We start from the raw sequence: 16,593 nt of genomic DNA on the forward strand, positions 1-16,593 counted from the left end.
CGATGATCAAGAACGAACAAGAATTCACCTCTGACGAACTGCGCCAGCTCGACCTGCTGGTCGATGGCGAGCTGGGCGACGCCGAGCGACGGCAGTTGCTCACCGCGCTCGACGCCCGACCTGACGGCTGGCGGCGCTGCGCGCTGGCGTTTCTCGAAGCGCAGAGCTGGCAGCGCGGGCTGCGTGGTTTTGGGTCGCCCGAAAAACCTGCCGAGAAGAAAAGCATCGCTGTTGCGACGGACGCAACGGCGTGGCCGGCGGTGCAACGCAACCAACCCGTGATCGAACCGCGCCGGCAGGGATGGTGGAACGCTCCGTCCGTCGGACTGCCGTGGGCGATGGCCGCTACATTCCTGGTCGCGTTTGGCCTGGCCTGGATCCTTCGTGCGCCGGGCGCGCGGGAGGGCATGGGAACCAGCGGCTTGCAATCTCCGCAAATACCGACTCCGGCGGGCAGCTACCTGGCGACTGACAGGACGGGGAGCAACAACGCTTCGGCGCGAGAGAGCTTACCGCCCGACACCGTCCGCCTGGTGATGGACGACGGTACCAACGGCGCTCGCGAAGTCGAGCTGCCCATTGAAACGACAAGCGCCGATGATGCGTGGCTTACGAACCGTCAGCCAATCGTGCCGCGCGAATTGCGGCAGGCCCTGGAGCGCATGGGGCACCGCGTCGACGAGCGAAGGCAGTTCCTGCCCGTGCAACTCGACGACGGCCGGCAGTTGGTCGTGCCCGTTGACCAGGTGGAATTCACGCCCGTGAGCGCCGTCTACCAGTAGGCCGTTTACCAGTAACTTCTCTACGACACCTTCACCCATCGTTCATTACGTTCCGCCATTGTGAAAGGATGATTCTCATGGCACTCCCCACATCCGGTTCTTTGCGGCGACTGGCCGGCCTGATCGCGATACTAACGACCGCCGGCCTCCTGCACGCCTCTGGCGCGATGGCGCAGGACCTCGCCACCAAAGAGTTTTTCCTGGGCGTGAGCTGCGCGCCATTGACCGACGAATTGCGCGATGAGCTGAAGGTGGACCGGGAGCAAGGCCTGGTCGTCATGGACGTGATTCCTGGCAGCCCCGCGGACAAGGGCGGAGTGCAAAAAGACGACATTCTTATCGCCGTCGGCGACAAGGACCTGGTCGAGGTCGCCGACCTGATCTCGGCCGTTAGCGCTGCGGGCGGCAACGAAATGACGATCACGCTTGCCCGAGACGGCAAACGGCAAGACGCCAAGATCACTCCCGAGCGACGCCGCGATATCAAGTTTTACATGCCGACGCCTGGCGGCCGCGCGCCGGTGGGCGTGCAAATCATCCGGCCGGGGCGCATGGTGCCGCCGCGCATGGCCCTGATGATGCACCACCCTGATCTGCCCGATGACATGTCGGTCACGATCAGCAAACACGGGAAGGAAGCGGCCAAAATCAAGGTCGAGCAAGGGGACAAGTCGTGGGAAGTGACCGAGAACACCCTCGATCAGCTTCCTGACGACGTTCGTCCGCATGTGGAACCCATGGTCGGCCGCATGGCGATCAAGTTGCCGCCGGGCGTGGGAGACGTGCTGACTTACGTTCCCAACTCGGAAGAGTTGCAACAACAGATCAACGAAGCGCGGGAAGCGGCCCGCGGCGCGCGGCGTGACGCCGAGAAAGCGGCCGCCGAGGCGCGGCACGAAGGCGAAGCAGCGGCGCGCGAGGCCGAACAGCGGGCTCGCGACATCGCGCGGCAAGCGCGGGAGAGGGCGGGCGAAATTCGCCGCTCGGCCGAGAAGGCCGCGCTCGACACCGCCGACGACGCCATCGATCGCGGACAACGTTGGCTCGACCGTCAGCTCGATTCGCGGTTCCTGGAACTCGACCGGCGCATCGAAGAGCTGCGCGGCATCGTCGATTCGCTGCGGGGCGAAAAGATTCCGACGCCCGATCAGGACGAAGCGGAAAAGCCGGCGGACCAGCCAAAGAACTGATGCCTCGCTCGAGCGGGAGAAGAAATAACACACGGCGGTCCGCTGGTGCTGAACACACCGGCGAACCGCCGCCTTTGTTTAATGTCCGTTTCAAGAGCGTCCGAACTGTAGGTCCGTGTGCCACTGGTAGCTTGCCTACCAGTGCTTGTCCGGAGTTCGGCACTGGTGGGCGAGCCACCAGTGGCACCCATCGCGTCCTTTGAAATCGCTTGGACAACTTCGTAAGATTCGACTCTACTCGCGCACTTGCTCGAAGTAATTGGTTCCCTTCTTGTTCGACGTCACGACGTCCAACAGCCCGTCGCCATTCACGTCGGCCACCTCGAATTGCGTCCCCACGCCACTGTCGTTGTCGATCGGGTGCGGAATCCACACGGGCTTACCGTCTTGCCGCGTCAACTCGAACCAGTAGACCACGGCCGGCGCTTCGGGATCGACGTCCCCCTTAGGGCCGTGCGCCCAGTAACGTTTGCCGGTGACGAAATCGGGCAGGCCGTCGCGATTGATGTCAGCTAGTGCCAAGGCATGTGTCTGCGAGAACGTGCGATCGATCAAGTGCGTCTGCCACCCTTGCGGCGATTGCTCGTGCCACCAGATCCCCAACTCGTGCGCGGCCGAAGTCAGCACGTCGTTGTCGCCGTCGCCGTCGAAATCGTAAACGAACATCTGCGCGCAGTTGGCGCCCAGGTTGGCCGGGTGGAACTGCCACTCGCCGGGCTTGGCCACGTCGGCCGGCGCTTCCCACCAACCCTCTTTCACGATCACGTCGTTACGGCCGTCGAGATTCAAATCGCCGACTCCCAGACCGTGTACGAACTTTCCGGTGCACGGCGCCCCCTTGGCCGAGATCGCCTGCAGCGGCCAGAGACCATGCACGTCGCCTTGGGGCCGGCGCGCCAGCCCCATCCAGCGATCGGGCCCGTCGGGGTTCGCCGGGTCGGTTGAATAGCCCAGTACCAGCTCGCGCCGGCCGTCGCCATCGACGTCTTGATACGTCGGGCTTTCGTTGTTCGTGACCGGCGTGACAATGTTGCGCTTCCACGGGCCGCCGGCCGATTGCGGATTTTCGAACCACCAGGTGTGCTGGCCAGGGAAGTCGACTACCAACAGGTCGGTCCAGCCGTCGCCGTTCACGTCGTCGGCGAAGTTGCAAAAGCTGTTGCTGTAGTTGTGCGGATCGTATTCCCGCGGCTTCTCGATCACGGGGTGCATCTTCCAGTCGGGCGCTGCGAAGTACACATCGCCGGCCGAGATATCGTTGCGGCCGTCATGGTTGAAATCGCCGACCGAAGTTCCTTCGCTGCGGAACTTGTTGTCGATCGCGGTTCGCTTGAAGCTGATCTTCGCGGCTTTTTCGGCCGCCGTGCTCGTGGTCGCCAACATGCCGCACAACAATAACGCCCAGATCATTCCGCCACGCATTACCAGCACCTCGCTCTACGAAGTTCGAATTCGGGAAGAGCCGCCGGCGAAAATCAGGCGCCGCGGCAGCCTGCAAGTCTAACTTCCCGGCGAGGCGGGTGATAGCGAGGGAACAACGGCCAGTCGGCGGAGGGCAGTACGCTCAGGCGGCTTCGCGCGGTTCGAGCCGCTCTTGGATGCACAGCGCGCGGCGGCCTTTGAAAGCCCCGGGCCGGGCGTGGAACCTTGCGACGCCGTCCGCCCGCACCGTCAGCGGGCTGTGAACCAGCGTGTCGGTCGTGATGATGTCCCCCACGCGTATAGTCGCCAGCTCGCTGGCCGTGATGCGCACGCTGGCCAACTCGGCCACTAACTCCACCAGTCCCGGCGTATAGCGCGGAGTGGTCGACGATGCCGGCGAATGCGTCTCGGCGGCGTGGGGCGAGACGCCCAAGAGCAGATCGCGCACGTTTTCGAGGCTTTTCGTCGGCAGGCAGAATTTCACCGTGCCGGCCGCGTCGGCAAGCATGAGCTCACCCTGCACGACCACGACCCGTTCGCTGGCTGTGGCGACATTCGCCAGTTGCGGATTGGTCTCGACGCGCAAGAGTTCGAATTTCACGGGGGCGACCGTCTGCCAGGCACGAGCAAGCGCGTCGATCCAAAGCGCGGTCACGCGCGCGGCCAGCCGCTTTTCGATCTCCGTAAGCGGTCGCGCCAGCGGCGGAGACGGATCGTGCCCGCCCCCCAGCATCCGGTCCATGATGGGGAACATTATCGCCGGGCTGACGTCGAGCGCCACGGTGCAGGCCAGTCGATCGGCCGCGACGAGGCTTACGCAAGTCGGCCGTTCGAGTGCGCGTACGAACTCGGCGCACGTGACTTGTGTTACACGCGTGATTTTGAGTTTGGCGTTTGTGCGCACGAGCACCGACAGTGCCGCCGCAAAGTCGCGCGCCGCGGTCGCGTGCAACGACTCGAGCGCCGCCATCACCGCGGGACCGATGCGCTCGGCGTAATGAAAATCCAAAGGCGCCGCCGCTCGACCGGCGCCGGCGCGCCGCAAGCCCGCAGCCTGTCCGGCGAAGGTCTCGATATCTCCCAAGCCGTTGCCGCCCGAACCACCACTACCCAACAGGCTGGCCCGCTCGGACGGACTGAGGTTTTCGCCACCCACGAGAGTTTCCTCCTTGAAACTGCGGTGGTATTTGCCGCGTGCGCCGCCGCGCGGTGAATCGAACGATCACTCCCTGATCTGGCCCGACCCGAACACCACGTACTTGTAGCTAGTAAGTTCCTTGACGCCACACGGTCCGCGGGCGTGGAGCTTGTCGGTGCTGATGCCGATTTCGGCCCCGAGCCCGAATTCTCCACCGTCGTTGAAGCGCGTGCTGGCGTTGACGATCACTGCCGAGCTATCGACGCCGGCGGTAAATCGCCGCGCTGCGGCCAGATCGCGCGTCACGATGGCGTCGGTATGTTTTGAGCCATAGCGATTGATATGCTCGATCGCCTCCTCCAACGAGTCGACGACGCACGCCGAGATCGTCGGGCCGAGATATTCGGTCGCATAGTCCTCGGTCGTTGCCGTCTTGGCGCCCGGAATCAACTGGCGGGTGCGCTCGTCGCCGCGAATTTCGACACCGCGCTCAGCGAGCTTCCGCCCGGCGCGCGGCAAGAACTCCTTGGCCACGGCGGCGTTTACCAGCAGCGACTCCAGCGCGTTGCACACTCCCATGCGCTGGCATTTGCTGTTGATCAGAATATGCTCGGCCATCTCCAGGTCGGCGGCCGCGTCGACATAAAGGTGGCAGTTGCCGGTGAAATGCTTGATGACGGGCATCTTGGCATCGGCCACCACGCGGCGAATCAATCCCTCGCCGCCGCGCGGGATCGCCACGCTAATGTATTCGTCGAGCGCCAGAAAATGGCTCACCGCCTCGCGATCGGTTGTGGAAACCAGTTGCACCGCATCGGCCGGCAGACCGACTTCCGCGGCCGCTTCGGATAGCAAATCGGCAATGGCGCGGTTCGAGTGCGCCGCTTCCTTGCCGCCGCGCAAAATGACCGCGTTACCGCTTTTCACGCAGATCGCGGCCGCGTCGGCCGTCACGTTCGGACGCGATTCGTAGATGAAGAACACGACACCCAGCGGCACGCGCACCTTCAGCACCTCGAGCCCGTTCGGGCGGATGCTCGATTCGATCACCTCGCCGATCGGCTCGGGCAGGGCAGCCACCTCCTCCAACCCGACGGCCATCGATTCAATGGTCTTGGGCGTAAGGCGCAAACGATCGACCTGCGCCGGCGTCAGCCCGAAATCGTCTGCGGCTGCGAGATCCAAGGCGTTGGCGGCGGCCAGTTCCGCGCCGCGGCTGCGCAAAAGTTCGGCGGCGCGGCGGAGCCAATCTTGCTTGACCTTGCCCGGTACGACCGCCAACTGCTGGCTGGCGGCCAGCGCGCGCTGGCCCACCTGGCGTGTGTATTTGCGCAGGTCCAAGTGTTCGGCCGTGGCCATCGGGGAACGCCCCAGCAGAGGTCGGGAAGAGAATTCCGGCAGATGAAATGGGCGCCGCGGAGGGCCCGATTCCATCGAGCAAGTATCGCTCAATACAGGACTTGAGTCAACGTCGGCCGCGAGGCGAATGGGCACGTGAGCCCCGGAAAATGACCTGAAATCGCACGCAGTTGATGAGTTGCCTGGCTGGCACCGCAAGCGCTGCGTCCGATCGACGGCGCCGGACACTTCCGTCCGAAAGTCAGCGAATCACGCCGGCCGGGATGCCGCAGGTCCTTGATCTTTACCTGTTTCCAGGTGCGGACTACGATTCCCGCCCGGTTCTTCTCGTGATTGCGATCGTGGTCCTTGGGTGCAGGACCTCCGTCGCGTTGGGCGAAGGAATGCCCCGATGCAAGCATGGCGTGAGTTCGCGGTTCGTTCACTGAAGCGGCCAGCGGTCGTGATGGGCTTGCTGGCGGCGCTGTTGGCGACACAGATCTTGCCGCTGTGGACGCCGACGCCCGACGGCGCCGGCTACCTGTCGATCGCGCGCAGTATGGCACACGGCGGGCCGGTGACGAACATGGGTTCGCCGAAGCTGCACTATCCCCCCGGCTACCCGCTTTTGATCAGTCCGGCGTTCTGGTTCGGCGATCGACCGTTTCTGTTGCTTGCGCTCGTTCAGTGGCTGTTTGCCGTGGCGATCATGCTGGGAGTCTATCGCTGGGCGCGGCAATGGTTCCCGGGTAGCGAGCTGTGGATTACGGCCCTGGTGATGTCGAATGTCAGCTTGTGGATCCACGCTCGCACGACCATCAGCGAGATGCCGTTCATGGCGCTATTGATCTGGACCGCGATTGCGCTCGACCGGCTGGCTGCTGCGCCGACGGCGCGCAGCGCGACTGTATGGTCGCTGGTTGGCGCCACGGCGATCGCGGCACTGGGTATGATCCGGCCGGTTGGCATCTTGATCGTAACCGGCTATGCGCTCGTGGTTTTCCTCCAAGCGCGTGGCGGACGGATTTCGTGGCGGCGGGCGGTCGGGACGACCTTCGTCCTCGGTGCGCCTGCGGCGGTGGCGATCGCGGCGCTCATCGCGTACGAAGCCCGCACCGCCGCCGAATACGGCACGCGGGGCGACCCGACTTACTTGCACGAGTTCAAGGCGGCCGACTTGCCCCTGGCCGTGCAACTGCTGGAAGGGCTGCGCGTCCGTGTGGCCGAAGTCGGACGCCTACTGCTGCCGGGGATGAACAAGTCATATGCCAAGCCCTACCAGTGGGTAAATGTAAACACGCTGATCTACACGCCCTTTTTCGTAGCCATCGCTTGGGCATGGTGGCAGATTGCCGTTGCAGGCGGCAGTACGCTCTGGCTGATGGTGCCGTGTTATTTGGCTCTGTACATTGCGTACCCCTCGGACCAAGGGACGCGTTACCTGTTGCCGCTGTTGCCGGTGTTGGCGGTGTGCCTGTGGTGGTTCGTATGGCAAGCGTCGCGGCGGCGCGTGCAAGTGCTCGCGGGCTTCGTGGCTGCGCATCTGCTCGTGACCATCGCCTACAGTTCGCATTCGACCGTGCGGCTTGCACGTCTCGGACACGAATGGCAGGCGGTCGACGCCTTTGCCGAGATCATGCGCCGCGATCCGCGGCCGGTGGCCTGCTGGAACGCGCCCTACGGCATCCGCGAATTAACAATGGTCGCCAGCGACCATTGGTGCGGCGAAGTACACGGACCCGAGACCGCCGTGCCGGACGAGGTCGACTGGCTCGTGGCTGAAGCTGACGCGCCCTCTTGCGACGGCTTCGTCGAGCGCGCCCGCGAGGGCGATCTGAAACTGCTTGGCCGCGTTGCGCACGTCGCACACGCGCGGGCAAAAACTCTGCGATAAAGGCCGGGTGCCATGCATTTTCGCTGCAGGCGAATAAGCATGCGCTTCAGGCGATTTTCGCCACCTTAAAGCACCCGGCAGATAAAGCACTTGAGATACTCGGTCTCGAGGCACGTCGCACTCACCGGGTGATCCGGCGCGGCGCCGCGCTGTTCGAGCACCTGAATCTCGCGCCCCAGTTGCTGTGCCACGCCCGAAAGCATGTGCAAAAAATCCTCGCGCATGACATTGCCCGAGCAACTGCACGTCACCAGGATGCCGCCGGGCGGCAACAGCGACGCGCCCAGCCGATTGATGCGGTGATACGCGCGCAAGGCGTCGTCCAGTGATCGGCGGGTGCGGGTGAACTTGGGCGGATCGAGAATCACCATGTCAAAGCGCTCGCGCCGGCCGACCAGCTCGTCGAGCGCATCGAAGCCGTCGGCCGCTTCGAATCGCACATTGGTCGCGGAGTTCAACTCGGCGCCCGCCCGGGCCACCGCGACGGCTTTTTCGCTCGTGTCGATGCCCAGCACTTCCGTCGCACCGCCGAGCCTGGCCGCGGCCAGGCTGAAACCGCCGGTGTAGCAAAACAGGTCCAGCACGCGGGCCCCGCGCGCGTAGCGCGCGGCCGCCGCCCGATTCTCGCGCTGATCGAGATAAAAGCCGGTCTTTTGTCCGACGCCCAAGTCGACGCCGTACCGCAGGCCGTGCTCGTTGATGAAAACCGGCCCCTCGGGCGTCTCGCCCCAGGAGCGATCTTCGTCGACCGATAGTCCCTCTAGCCGGGCCAGCGCCCGATCGGCACGTACCACGATGCCGCGCGCGCCCGACGCTTCGGCCAACAGCGGCAACAGCTCGTCGACGCGCCGCTGCATGGCCAGAGCCGTCGCCTGCACGACTAGATAGGCACCGTAACGATCGACGACCAGGCCGCTCAGGCCGTCGGCCTCGCTATAGATCAAACGCGCGGCGCCGTCGGCGGCGTCATAGCCCAAACGGCGCCGATGTTCGACAGCTCTCTCAATGCGCGATTTCCAGAAACCCGTGTCGAGCGGCTCAGCCGTCCAGGAGTACAGCCGCACGCGTATGCGACTGTGTGAGTTGTACAGCCCTCGGGCCACGAACTTGCCGTTGTCGGCCAGCAGGTCTACCACCGCGCCGTCGGCCGGTTGTCCCTCGACATGATCCACGGCCGAGTCGAGCACCCACGGGTGCCGGCCAAAGAAAGGCCTGGCCTTGCGCGGCTTGAGGATGACCTGCGCGTGGGCTGCGCCCGAGCGGTCCTGGGTTGCGAGAGTTTCTGTGTCCATGCGGATTGTGGTCTTATTTCTGCCCGGCTTTGAGATGCTCGTCATACCAGGCGATGGCGGCCTCTTGCGCTTGCTTCTTGGCCACCGTGTAGACGCCGTAGTGCGTGATATCGGGAATGGTGATCAATTTCTTCGGGCCGGTGGCGCGCTCGAAGGCTTTCAGGCCGTGGTCCTTGTTGTCGAACAGTTCTTCGTTTTCGGCCAGGATGAAGAGCATTGCGCAATGCGGGGCCCGCGCGGCGTCTTCGACCGGCGCGTATTGCATCAGCTTCTCGCGCACCGGCGCGCCGCGCAGATTGCCAACTACCCTCGCCCCCGGCGGCGGATAGCCCAGCTTGCCATGCGTACGGTCGGATGCTTCCTGATAGGTCTTCGCGGCTTCGTCGCCGAGTGTGACGAATCGCGAATCAAAGGCCGGCACCTGGCTGACCGTAGCCTTCACCCGCGGATCGCGCGCGGCCACGTACACGACGTGGCCGCCCGAGTAGCTGCTTCCCCACAGGCCGATCCGCTCGCGATCGCATTGCGGTTCGCCGTAGATCCAGCTCACGGCGTTGGCCAAATCGGTCGTCTGATCGATCGGATCCACGACCTCGCGGACTTCTTTCACCTCGGCCGTGAAGCGCAAATCCTTGCTGCGTTCAGGCGGAGGGCCCATCAGGATCACGCGCGAGTCGCTCGCCCCCCAGCCACGATAGTCGAAGATCAATACCAGGTAACCGGCCCGGGCAAACGCCAGGGCGTCGCCGCGTAACTGAGATGCCACGCCACCCCAGCCGTGCGAGAGGACGATCGTTGGCAGCTTTTCGCCAGCGGGATTCTTCGGCGCAAAGACCTCGGCCGCCATCCGCGTCCCTTCACTGTGGATCGTGGCCGTGCGATGAGCGATGTCGTCCGGCGGTGAAAACGTTGAGCGTGCTTCTTGCGCGGCGACGATGCCTGTCGTCAGCAGAACGAGCGCAGCAGCACCCCACACAGCAGAACATCGGCGAGGAACCATATCGCACCCTCGACACAAGGCAGGAAGTGATCGCGCGGGCCAAGGAATCCGGCCATTGTACTCGCTTTGCGACTCAAGCGCAGGGCCCGCCGAGCTAAAAGAGAAATGCGATGAAGGCAGTCCGCGCGCCGGGAGGACGATAGCCGTAGGGTGCCCTGTGGCACCAAGACTCGCGCACGTCGCGAAAACGGCGTACGCAGCGCCCCCTACGAGAAGCTGACGAGGAAAATCGCGAGCCCGGCAACGCCCTACTTCGGCACGCCGACGAAGCGGAAGCGGATATGCTCGATGAGCACCCGGCGATATTCCTCGATGTCGACGTCGCGCTCGCTGCACACGAGGAACAGCACGCCGTCGTTGCGGAAGTTGCCGTCCCAGGCGATCACCTCGTCGTCGGTCCACAGCGGATCGTATTCGCGTAGCTTCTCGTCCGTCATGCGGCTGAAATAGCTCCGCAGGTTGACGTCGGTCTCGTCCATCGCCATGCCGGCGGGCAGAGCTTCGTAATTGATGTCTTTATCGGTCATGGCATCCTCGAAAGCGCGGAGAAACGACGAGTCAGGGGCCGGAATCGGCTCCGTGCATTCTAGCCTGACAACTCGCGCCACAACAGTTGTCGACCGGAAATGTCGCATGCCGGCGGCACGAACGCGCCTGCTACTCGGCACCGGACGATGATTTTCCACCCACGCAGTACAGATACCGTGTCGAGCGGATCAGCAATTGACCGGCACTGGGCACCAAAGCTGCGCGAAACAGCTCGTCGCCGTCCGATGTAAGGGATGCCTTGGCGACGAGTTTCATCGCGTCGCCGGCCTCGATGACCGTCGTCTGTCCGGCGTCGTTTTGAAAATAGGCCCGGCCGCCGGCCACCAAAGGCGTCGAGGAATAGTTAGCGTCGAGCCGCTCTTTCCATAGCTCGCGCCCGGTGTCGCAGTCGTAACAAAACAGAATGCCTGGCATGCTGATCGCCAGCATGTACTTATCGATCACCACGGGCGACGGCAAATCGCGTCCGCCGCGACGCGGCGTATGCCACAGCCGATTGGTTTCGGTCACGTCGCCGTCGCCGCCGGGACGCACCGCGTATACGTCGCCGGCCAATCCATTGACGACGAACAGTTTTCCATGGGCGAAGGCCGGCACCGGCTCGCCGCGCCCCGCAAAGCCTTTGCAAAACCACAACTCGCGTCCCGAGGCCGGGTCGTAGCCGCGGACCCCCTTTTCGCCGTTGAGTATCATTTCCTCGCGACCGTTCGCACGAATCAAGATCGGCGTGCTCCAGCCGCGCACGGCATCGCGCGGCGTATTCCAGACCGTTTCGCCGGTGCGGCAATCGAAGGCCGTAACGCTCGATTCCTTCGACTCGCTGTCGCAGTTTTGAATGATCAGGTTGCGATAAAAGATCGGGCTGGCCGCCGTCCCCCACGGGCCGGCGAACTGGCCCAGGTCGCGCGACCAGAGATGCTTGCCGTCGAGGGTGTAGCCGTGCAGCCCGCCACGGCCGAAGAAGGCGATCACCACTTCGCCATTCGTAGCACAACTGGCCGAAGCCCAGCCGTTCATGCGGTGCGTTTCCTCGGGCTCGCCGGTCCAGGCCACCTGCTCCCACAAGAGGTGACCATCGCGGCGGTCGAGCGCCATGACGACGCGCTGCTTGCCTTGGTCGAGCGCCGTGGTCAGAAAGATCCGCTCGCCCCACACCGCCGGCGTCGATTGCCCTTCCCCATTGAGCGCGCTTTTCCAGACGACATCATCGTCGCTCCACGAGACGGGTAGCCCCGTCTCCGTCGAATGATTGCTCCCGGTCGGGCCGCCCCAGGCAGGCCAGTTCGTTTCGCCCCATGCTGAGTCGCATGTCAGCGTGACTGCCAAAGCCAAGGTCACTGCCAGCCACGCCGCATCAACAGGACGGAACACGATCTGGCGGGCGCGCGCCGACAGATGCAAAGTGCGATAGATGCCTGGTCGCATGAGTGAAATTCTCCGGAATCCGCAGCACGAAGGCGAGTGATGTATTCGGTCGAGTGACTGAGGGTTTCGGCGGGGGCAAGTGTCGTTGGGCGGGAAACGATGCGGGGGCCGCTCGGGCTGCCGCCTGATTCTAACACGACCCGTGCCTCCTGCCTCTCGGCCGGCGGTAACGTTTCGGCAATCTTCCCCGCCGCTTGCCCATTTTCTTGCCGCGGACGAATTGCCGCCTTAACATCAGGGCGAACGGCAAGGCCGAAACAGGCTGGCAGATCGACCCGGCAAGGGGAACGTCTCGCGGCAGAGCCTTGGCGCCAACATCGCATGGCCAGCAACATCTCGACACGCTTCCCTTGGAAACATGGCCATGTCATTGGAGAGCCGCTCGCGCTTGCGGGCTGGATTGTCCGTCCGCGCCATTACGCGTTCGTTGCGACTGGAACCGCTCGAGTGCCGGCGGATGCTGGCGGTTTTCAACGTCACTGCCGCGGTTGCCGATGGCGCCGCCGGCAGTCTGCGCGCCGCGCTCGTGGCCGCAGCGTCCAATGCCGATGCCTCGAACACGATCAATCTCGCCGCCGGCACCTATGCGCTGACCGATAGCACCGACGGCAACCTGCTCGTCCACAACCTGGCGGGCGGCGCGACCAAGACGTTCGTTCTCGCCGGCGCTGCGCAAGCCACGACCATCATCCAGGGAGGCGATTCCTGGAACGATCGTATCCTGCAAATCGTCAGCGCGCCGGGCGCTGCCGTTGCCGTGACGATGAAGAATCTTTCGATCCAAGGAGGTAATGCCTTCGCGGGCGGTGCCCTCGGCGGTACGGCTGCGCTCGGCGGCGGAGTGCTGGTTGACGGCGGGCAAGTCACGCTGAGCCACGTCGGGCTTTCGAGCAATCATGCGTTTGGCACGACCGGCGCGGCGGGCGCAGCCGGCGGCGGAACCGGGGGCATCGGTGCGGCCGCTCGCGGCGGCGCGATCTATCTCGCGGCCGGGACATTGAACCTTACACAAAGCACGCTCTCGAACAATTTCGCCTTCGGCGGAGTCGGCGGCGCCGGAGGCTTGGGCGCAAGCGCCGGCAAAAACTCCGCGCCGCACGGCGCGTCAGGAGCAGCAGGCGGAAACGGCGCCCCAGGAACTACGCCCGCCACGCCAGGCGCCGAGGGTGGGCACGGCGGAGCGGGAGGCACAGGGCACAACGGCGCGGGCGGGTCGAATGCCGTGGCGCATGCCGGGCAGGGAGGCGCCGGCGGCGCCGGGGGCGATGGCTCGGGAGGAGGAATCTACGTCGCCGCCGGTCAGTTGACGATCACGAACACGACGTTCACCGGCAACGCGGCCGATGGCGGAACGGGCGGCGCCGGAGGATCCGGCGGTCGCGGCGCCGCGCTCAAAGGGGGCTTCGGTGGGTCGGGCGGAGCCGGTGGAACCGGCGGTGTCGGGGGACGCGGCGGTCCGGCTATCGGTGGTGGCGGAGTCGCACTGCACAGTGGCGGCGCCGGTGGAGATGGTGGCGCAGGCGGCGGTGGTGGGCGCGGAGGGCTCGGCGGCAATGGCGCCGCTGGCGCCGGTGGCGGCGCGGGGGGCGCTGGCGGCAATGGCTATGGCGGCGCGCTTTATGTCGCGGCAGGAAGTGTTGTTTTTCAAACGGACACACTGCAGTCCAATTCCGCGGTGGGCGGCACCGGTGGTCGTGGCGGCGATGCCGGTCAAGGAGGCGCAGGCAACACCGGGGGCTGTGGTGGACCTGGGGGGCGCGGCGGCTCGGGAGGGCGCGGGGGGGGCGACGGCGGTTCCAACGCCGGTGCTGGCGGCCTCGGTCACTCCGGAGGCCTCGCCGGCGCAGCGGCCAATGGCGGAGCGGGCGCCGTCGGCGGCGTTGGAGGAGCGGGCGGTAACGGCGGCAATGGCGCCGGCGGCGCGATTTATTTACTCGGCGGCACGTTGGGGCTCGGCAGCGTTAGCATCACATCGAATGCCGCCTATGGTGGCGATGCCGGAGTCGGCGGCAATGGCGCCACCGGCGGCGCCGGAGGGCGCGGTGGCCCTGGCGGCGCCGGAGGCAACGGTGGTCGCGGCGGCGCAGGTGCGAACAACGCCGTTGGCCTCCTCGGCGCGGTCGGTGGCCAAGGCGGAAATGGGGCGGTCGCCGCCGCGGGTGCCGTCGGAGGACGCGGCGGCAACGGCGGCCTCGGCGGCGTCGGCGGTCAGGGAGGCGACGCTTTCGGCGGCGGCATGGCATTGCGCGGCGGAGCAGCCGGTCTTAGCGCGGTCACACTTTCGTCGAACAGCGCCTTCGGAGCGACGGGTGCGCCAGGCGGCGAGGGAGGAGCCGGTGGAACCGGCGGCGACGGCGGTCATGGAGGACAAGGGGGCGCAGGGGGTGACGGCGGCTCGGCAGGCCAAAACGCGCAGCTGCAACTCCTGCCCACCGGCGGCACCGCCGGTGGCGGTGGACGCGGCGGCACCGGCGGCGTCGGGGGCGCGGGCGGTAATGGCGCGAACGGCGGCGCGGGGGGCGGCGGCGGAGACGCGATCGGCGGAAGCGTCTACTTAGATGGCGCTCAGCTCAACATTGGCCCTGGCACGACGTACTCCGGCACCGCGCTGGCCGGCGGCGGCGGTAGCGGTGGCAACATCGGCCTGGCAGGCGCTGGTGGCCATGGTGGTGCGGCGGGCGCAGGCGGGGCCGGCGGTCACGGCGGAGCCGGGCTCACGCATGGGGGCGCAAACGGTTTGTCGGGTGCAGCTGGACAAGCAGGCGCCGGAGGAGGCAGCGGAGCCAGCGGCGGTTTCGGCGCTACGGGTGCGAGCGGGCGCTCCGCGGGCGCCGGCATCTACGTCAACAGTGGCACCGTGACCACCGTCCTGCGAGCAACTCACGCTGCCGTCGTTCAGCAGCCACCGACAAGCATCGCGGCCGGCACTCCCTTCTCGATCGAAGTCGACGCGCTGAACGCCAATAACAACGTCGATCCGACCTACAACGGACTCATTACCGTGTCGCTCGGCAATAATCCCGGCGGTAGCGGACTTGCCGGTACGCTTTTGCTCACTGCCGTGCACGGCGTCGCGACGTTTACGAATCTCGAGCTGTTCAAGCCGGGCAGCGGGTACACGCTGAACGTCGCGGCCGCGGGAATCTCGTCGACGGCAACCAGTTCGTTTAACGTCACCGGTGCCAGCAATTTGCCGCCGAAAGTGATCCAAGTGCTCGCGGCAGGCACGACGTGGAATCCCAGCTTTCTCAATGCCCTCAAAGTGTCTGGGCAGGGAAACGGCACGGGCTACAACCTTCCGGCCGGCGCAGCGCAGCTAACATCGCTTCCGTGGAGCAACGTCAATCAAATTCAAATTGCCTTCAGTGAAGCAGTCACCGTGTCGCAAGCCAGTTTGTCGCTTACTGGTTTGGGAGGCGTGTTGGCCACTACCGGCTTCTCGTACAACGCGACAGCGTTCGTTGCCACGTGGACGCTCGCCAATCCGATCGGCGCCGGCAAAGTGACGATCAATCTGCATTCCTCCGGCACAAGTGCGGTCAAAGATTCTGGCGGCCGCGCGCTGGACGGCGAGTGGACGAACGGCGCAAGCGCTTACCCATCGGGTAATGGCACGGCTGGCGGTGATTTCAATTTTGCGATTAACGTGTTGCCGGGAGACGCGAACGGCGATGGCATCGTCAATAGCCAGGATCTAGCGCTCGTGTCGTCCAGTTGGCTGTCGTCGGGGCCGGTCGCTGATGACAATGGCGATGGCATCGTGAATAGTCAGGATCTGGCCCTGATTTCTTCACAGTGGTTGGCCGCCTTGCCGGCGGGCGGAGCGGCGTCGGGCAATAGCCAGGCGAGCAGCCTTCGGGCGAACGGCGCGCAGACGGCGGCTTTCTCGGTTTCTAGTCAGAGTGATGCTGCGCCGGCCTTTGCAATACCAATCATCGGTCCGGTGTTGCCGCAAGCCTGGGCGAGACCGTCTGCGCAGCTTTCGGATCGTTCCGTCGCTCCGCTTCCCTCTCTTTTTGCGACGGCAGCAACGTCTGCGCGCGATCGAGCCTTCCGCCTGGAAGACGGCGCCGGTTCCGGCGGCAATCGATCTCGAGATTGGTGGCAGGGAGACGATCCGATCGGCGAAGGACTACTCAGCGTCCTGGCCACCGCTCGCCCCCACTCGCGATAAGCGCCGACGCCGGTGCATGCCCAGAGCGAGCGTTCAAGCAACCGCTAGCCTGGCGAGCGCAGCGGTAGATATTCGGGCATTTTTTCGGTTCGCACCCCCCGTTTTGTTGCGTTTGCCGCGGTGCCGCCGTACTATCCGACGTAGTCAGGGCGCGCATTCATGGGAGGCCGAGGAGATGCGCCTTCGCCACGATGGCCAGTCGCCGCCCGCCCTGGTCGGGGAAGACTCGGAGCAGGGAGAAGCTTGCGGCAGGTCGCATCATGGGCCGAATCATTGTCGCGCCGGCCACTGTGTTCAACAGCCCGCTACTCTCCAACGACTCTACGCGGAGAGCACGACCGCTTCTTTGCTCATTTGGCGACGACCGCCACGGACTACACATTCACTCA

11 protein-coding genes are annotated in these 16,593 nt (G+C 65.1%); 4 read left to right on the plus strand and 7 right to left on the minus strand.

What is annotated here, in order from left to right; translation table 11 throughout:
* The first annotated feature begins 2 nt into the window (after positions 1-2).
* Together VHD36_18355 and VHD36_18360 are read left to right on the plus strand one after the other, a co-directional pair.
* Positions 3-782 (plus strand): hypothetical protein, encoded by a 780-nt coding sequence (locus tag VHD36_18355; GenBank protein HVU89295.1) that lies wholly within the window; start codon positions 3-5, stop codon positions 780-782.
* A gap of 77 nt (positions 783-859) precedes the next feature.
* Positions 860-1,972 (plus strand): PDZ domain-containing protein, encoded by a 1,113-nt coding sequence (locus VHD36_18360; protein ID HVU89296.1) that lies wholly within the window; start codon positions 860-862, stop codon positions 1,970-1,972.
* Positions 1,973-2,206: 234 nt separating this feature from the next.
* Here the strand turns inward: VHD36_18360 and VHD36_18365 are convergent, their stop codons facing one another.
* The 3 genes from VHD36_18365 to VHD36_18375 form a co-directional block, all read right to left on the minus strand.
* Positions 2,207-3,394 (minus strand): VCBS repeat-containing protein, encoded by a 1,188-nt coding sequence (locus tag VHD36_18365; protein HVU89297.1) that lies wholly within the window; start codon positions 3,392-3,394, stop codon positions 2,207-2,209.
* 142 nt (positions 3,395-3,536) lie between these two features.
* Entirely contained in the window at positions 3,537-4,550 is a 1,014-nt protein-coding gene (locus VHD36_18370) for a FliM/FliN family flagellar motor switch protein (GenBank protein ID HVU89298.1), read from the minus strand.
* A 66-nt stretch (positions 4,551-4,616) separates the two neighbouring features.
* Positions 4,617-5,891, minus strand: coding sequence for a glutamate-5-semialdehyde dehydrogenase (locus VHD36_18375; protein HVU89299.1), 1,275 nt, complete (start codon positions 5,889-5,891; stop codon positions 4,617-4,619).
* 391 nt (positions 5,892-6,282) lie between these two features.
* Here VHD36_18375 and VHD36_18380 point away from each other — a divergent pair, with 391 nt between their 5' ends.
* On the plus strand, positions 6,283-7,764 hold the full coding sequence (locus VHD36_18380) for a hypothetical protein (protein ID HVU89300.1): 1,482 nt from the start codon (positions 6,283-6,285) through the stop codon (positions 7,762-7,764).
* A gap of 65 nt (positions 7,765-7,829) precedes the next feature.
* Here the strand turns inward: VHD36_18380 and VHD36_18385 are convergent, their stop codons facing one another.
* The 4 genes from VHD36_18385 to VHD36_18400 form a co-directional block, all read right to left on the minus strand.
* Positions 7,830-9,056, minus strand: coding sequence for a class I SAM-dependent rRNA methyltransferase (locus VHD36_18385; GenBank protein ID HVU89301.1), 1,227 nt, complete (start codon positions 9,054-9,056; stop codon positions 7,830-7,832).
* A 13-nt stretch (positions 9,057-9,069) separates the two neighbouring features.
* Positions 9,070-10,032, minus strand: a complete 963-nt coding sequence (locus VHD36_18390) for an alpha/beta fold hydrolase (GenBank protein HVU89302.1) — start codon at positions 10,030-10,032, stop codon at positions 9,070-9,072.
* Positions 10,033-10,304: 272 nt separating this feature from the next.
* Complete coding sequence (locus VHD36_18395; protein ID HVU89303.1) at positions 10,305-10,583, minus strand: hypothetical protein; 279 nt, start codon at positions 10,581-10,583, stop codon at positions 10,305-10,307.
* A gap of 130 nt (positions 10,584-10,713) precedes the next feature.
* The gene (locus VHD36_18400) at positions 10,714-12,030 is read right to left on the minus strand and encodes a PQQ-binding-like beta-propeller repeat protein (GenBank protein ID HVU89304.1); all 1,317 of its coding nucleotides are present in this window, start codon (positions 12,028-12,030) and stop codon (positions 10,714-10,716) included.
* A 364-nt stretch (positions 12,031-12,394) separates the two neighbouring features.
* Here VHD36_18400 and VHD36_18405 point away from each other — a divergent pair, with 364 nt between their 5' ends.
* Entirely contained in the window at positions 12,395-16,204 is a 3,810-nt protein-coding gene (locus tag VHD36_18405; protein HVU89305.1) for a dockerin type I domain-containing protein, read from the plus strand.
* Positions 16,205-16,593 lie beyond the last annotated feature (389 nt).

It is taken from the genome of Pirellulales bacterium, assembly GCA_035546535.1.
Classification (GTDB): domain Bacteria; phylum Planctomycetota; class Planctomycetia; order Pirellulales; family JACPPG01; genus JACPPG01.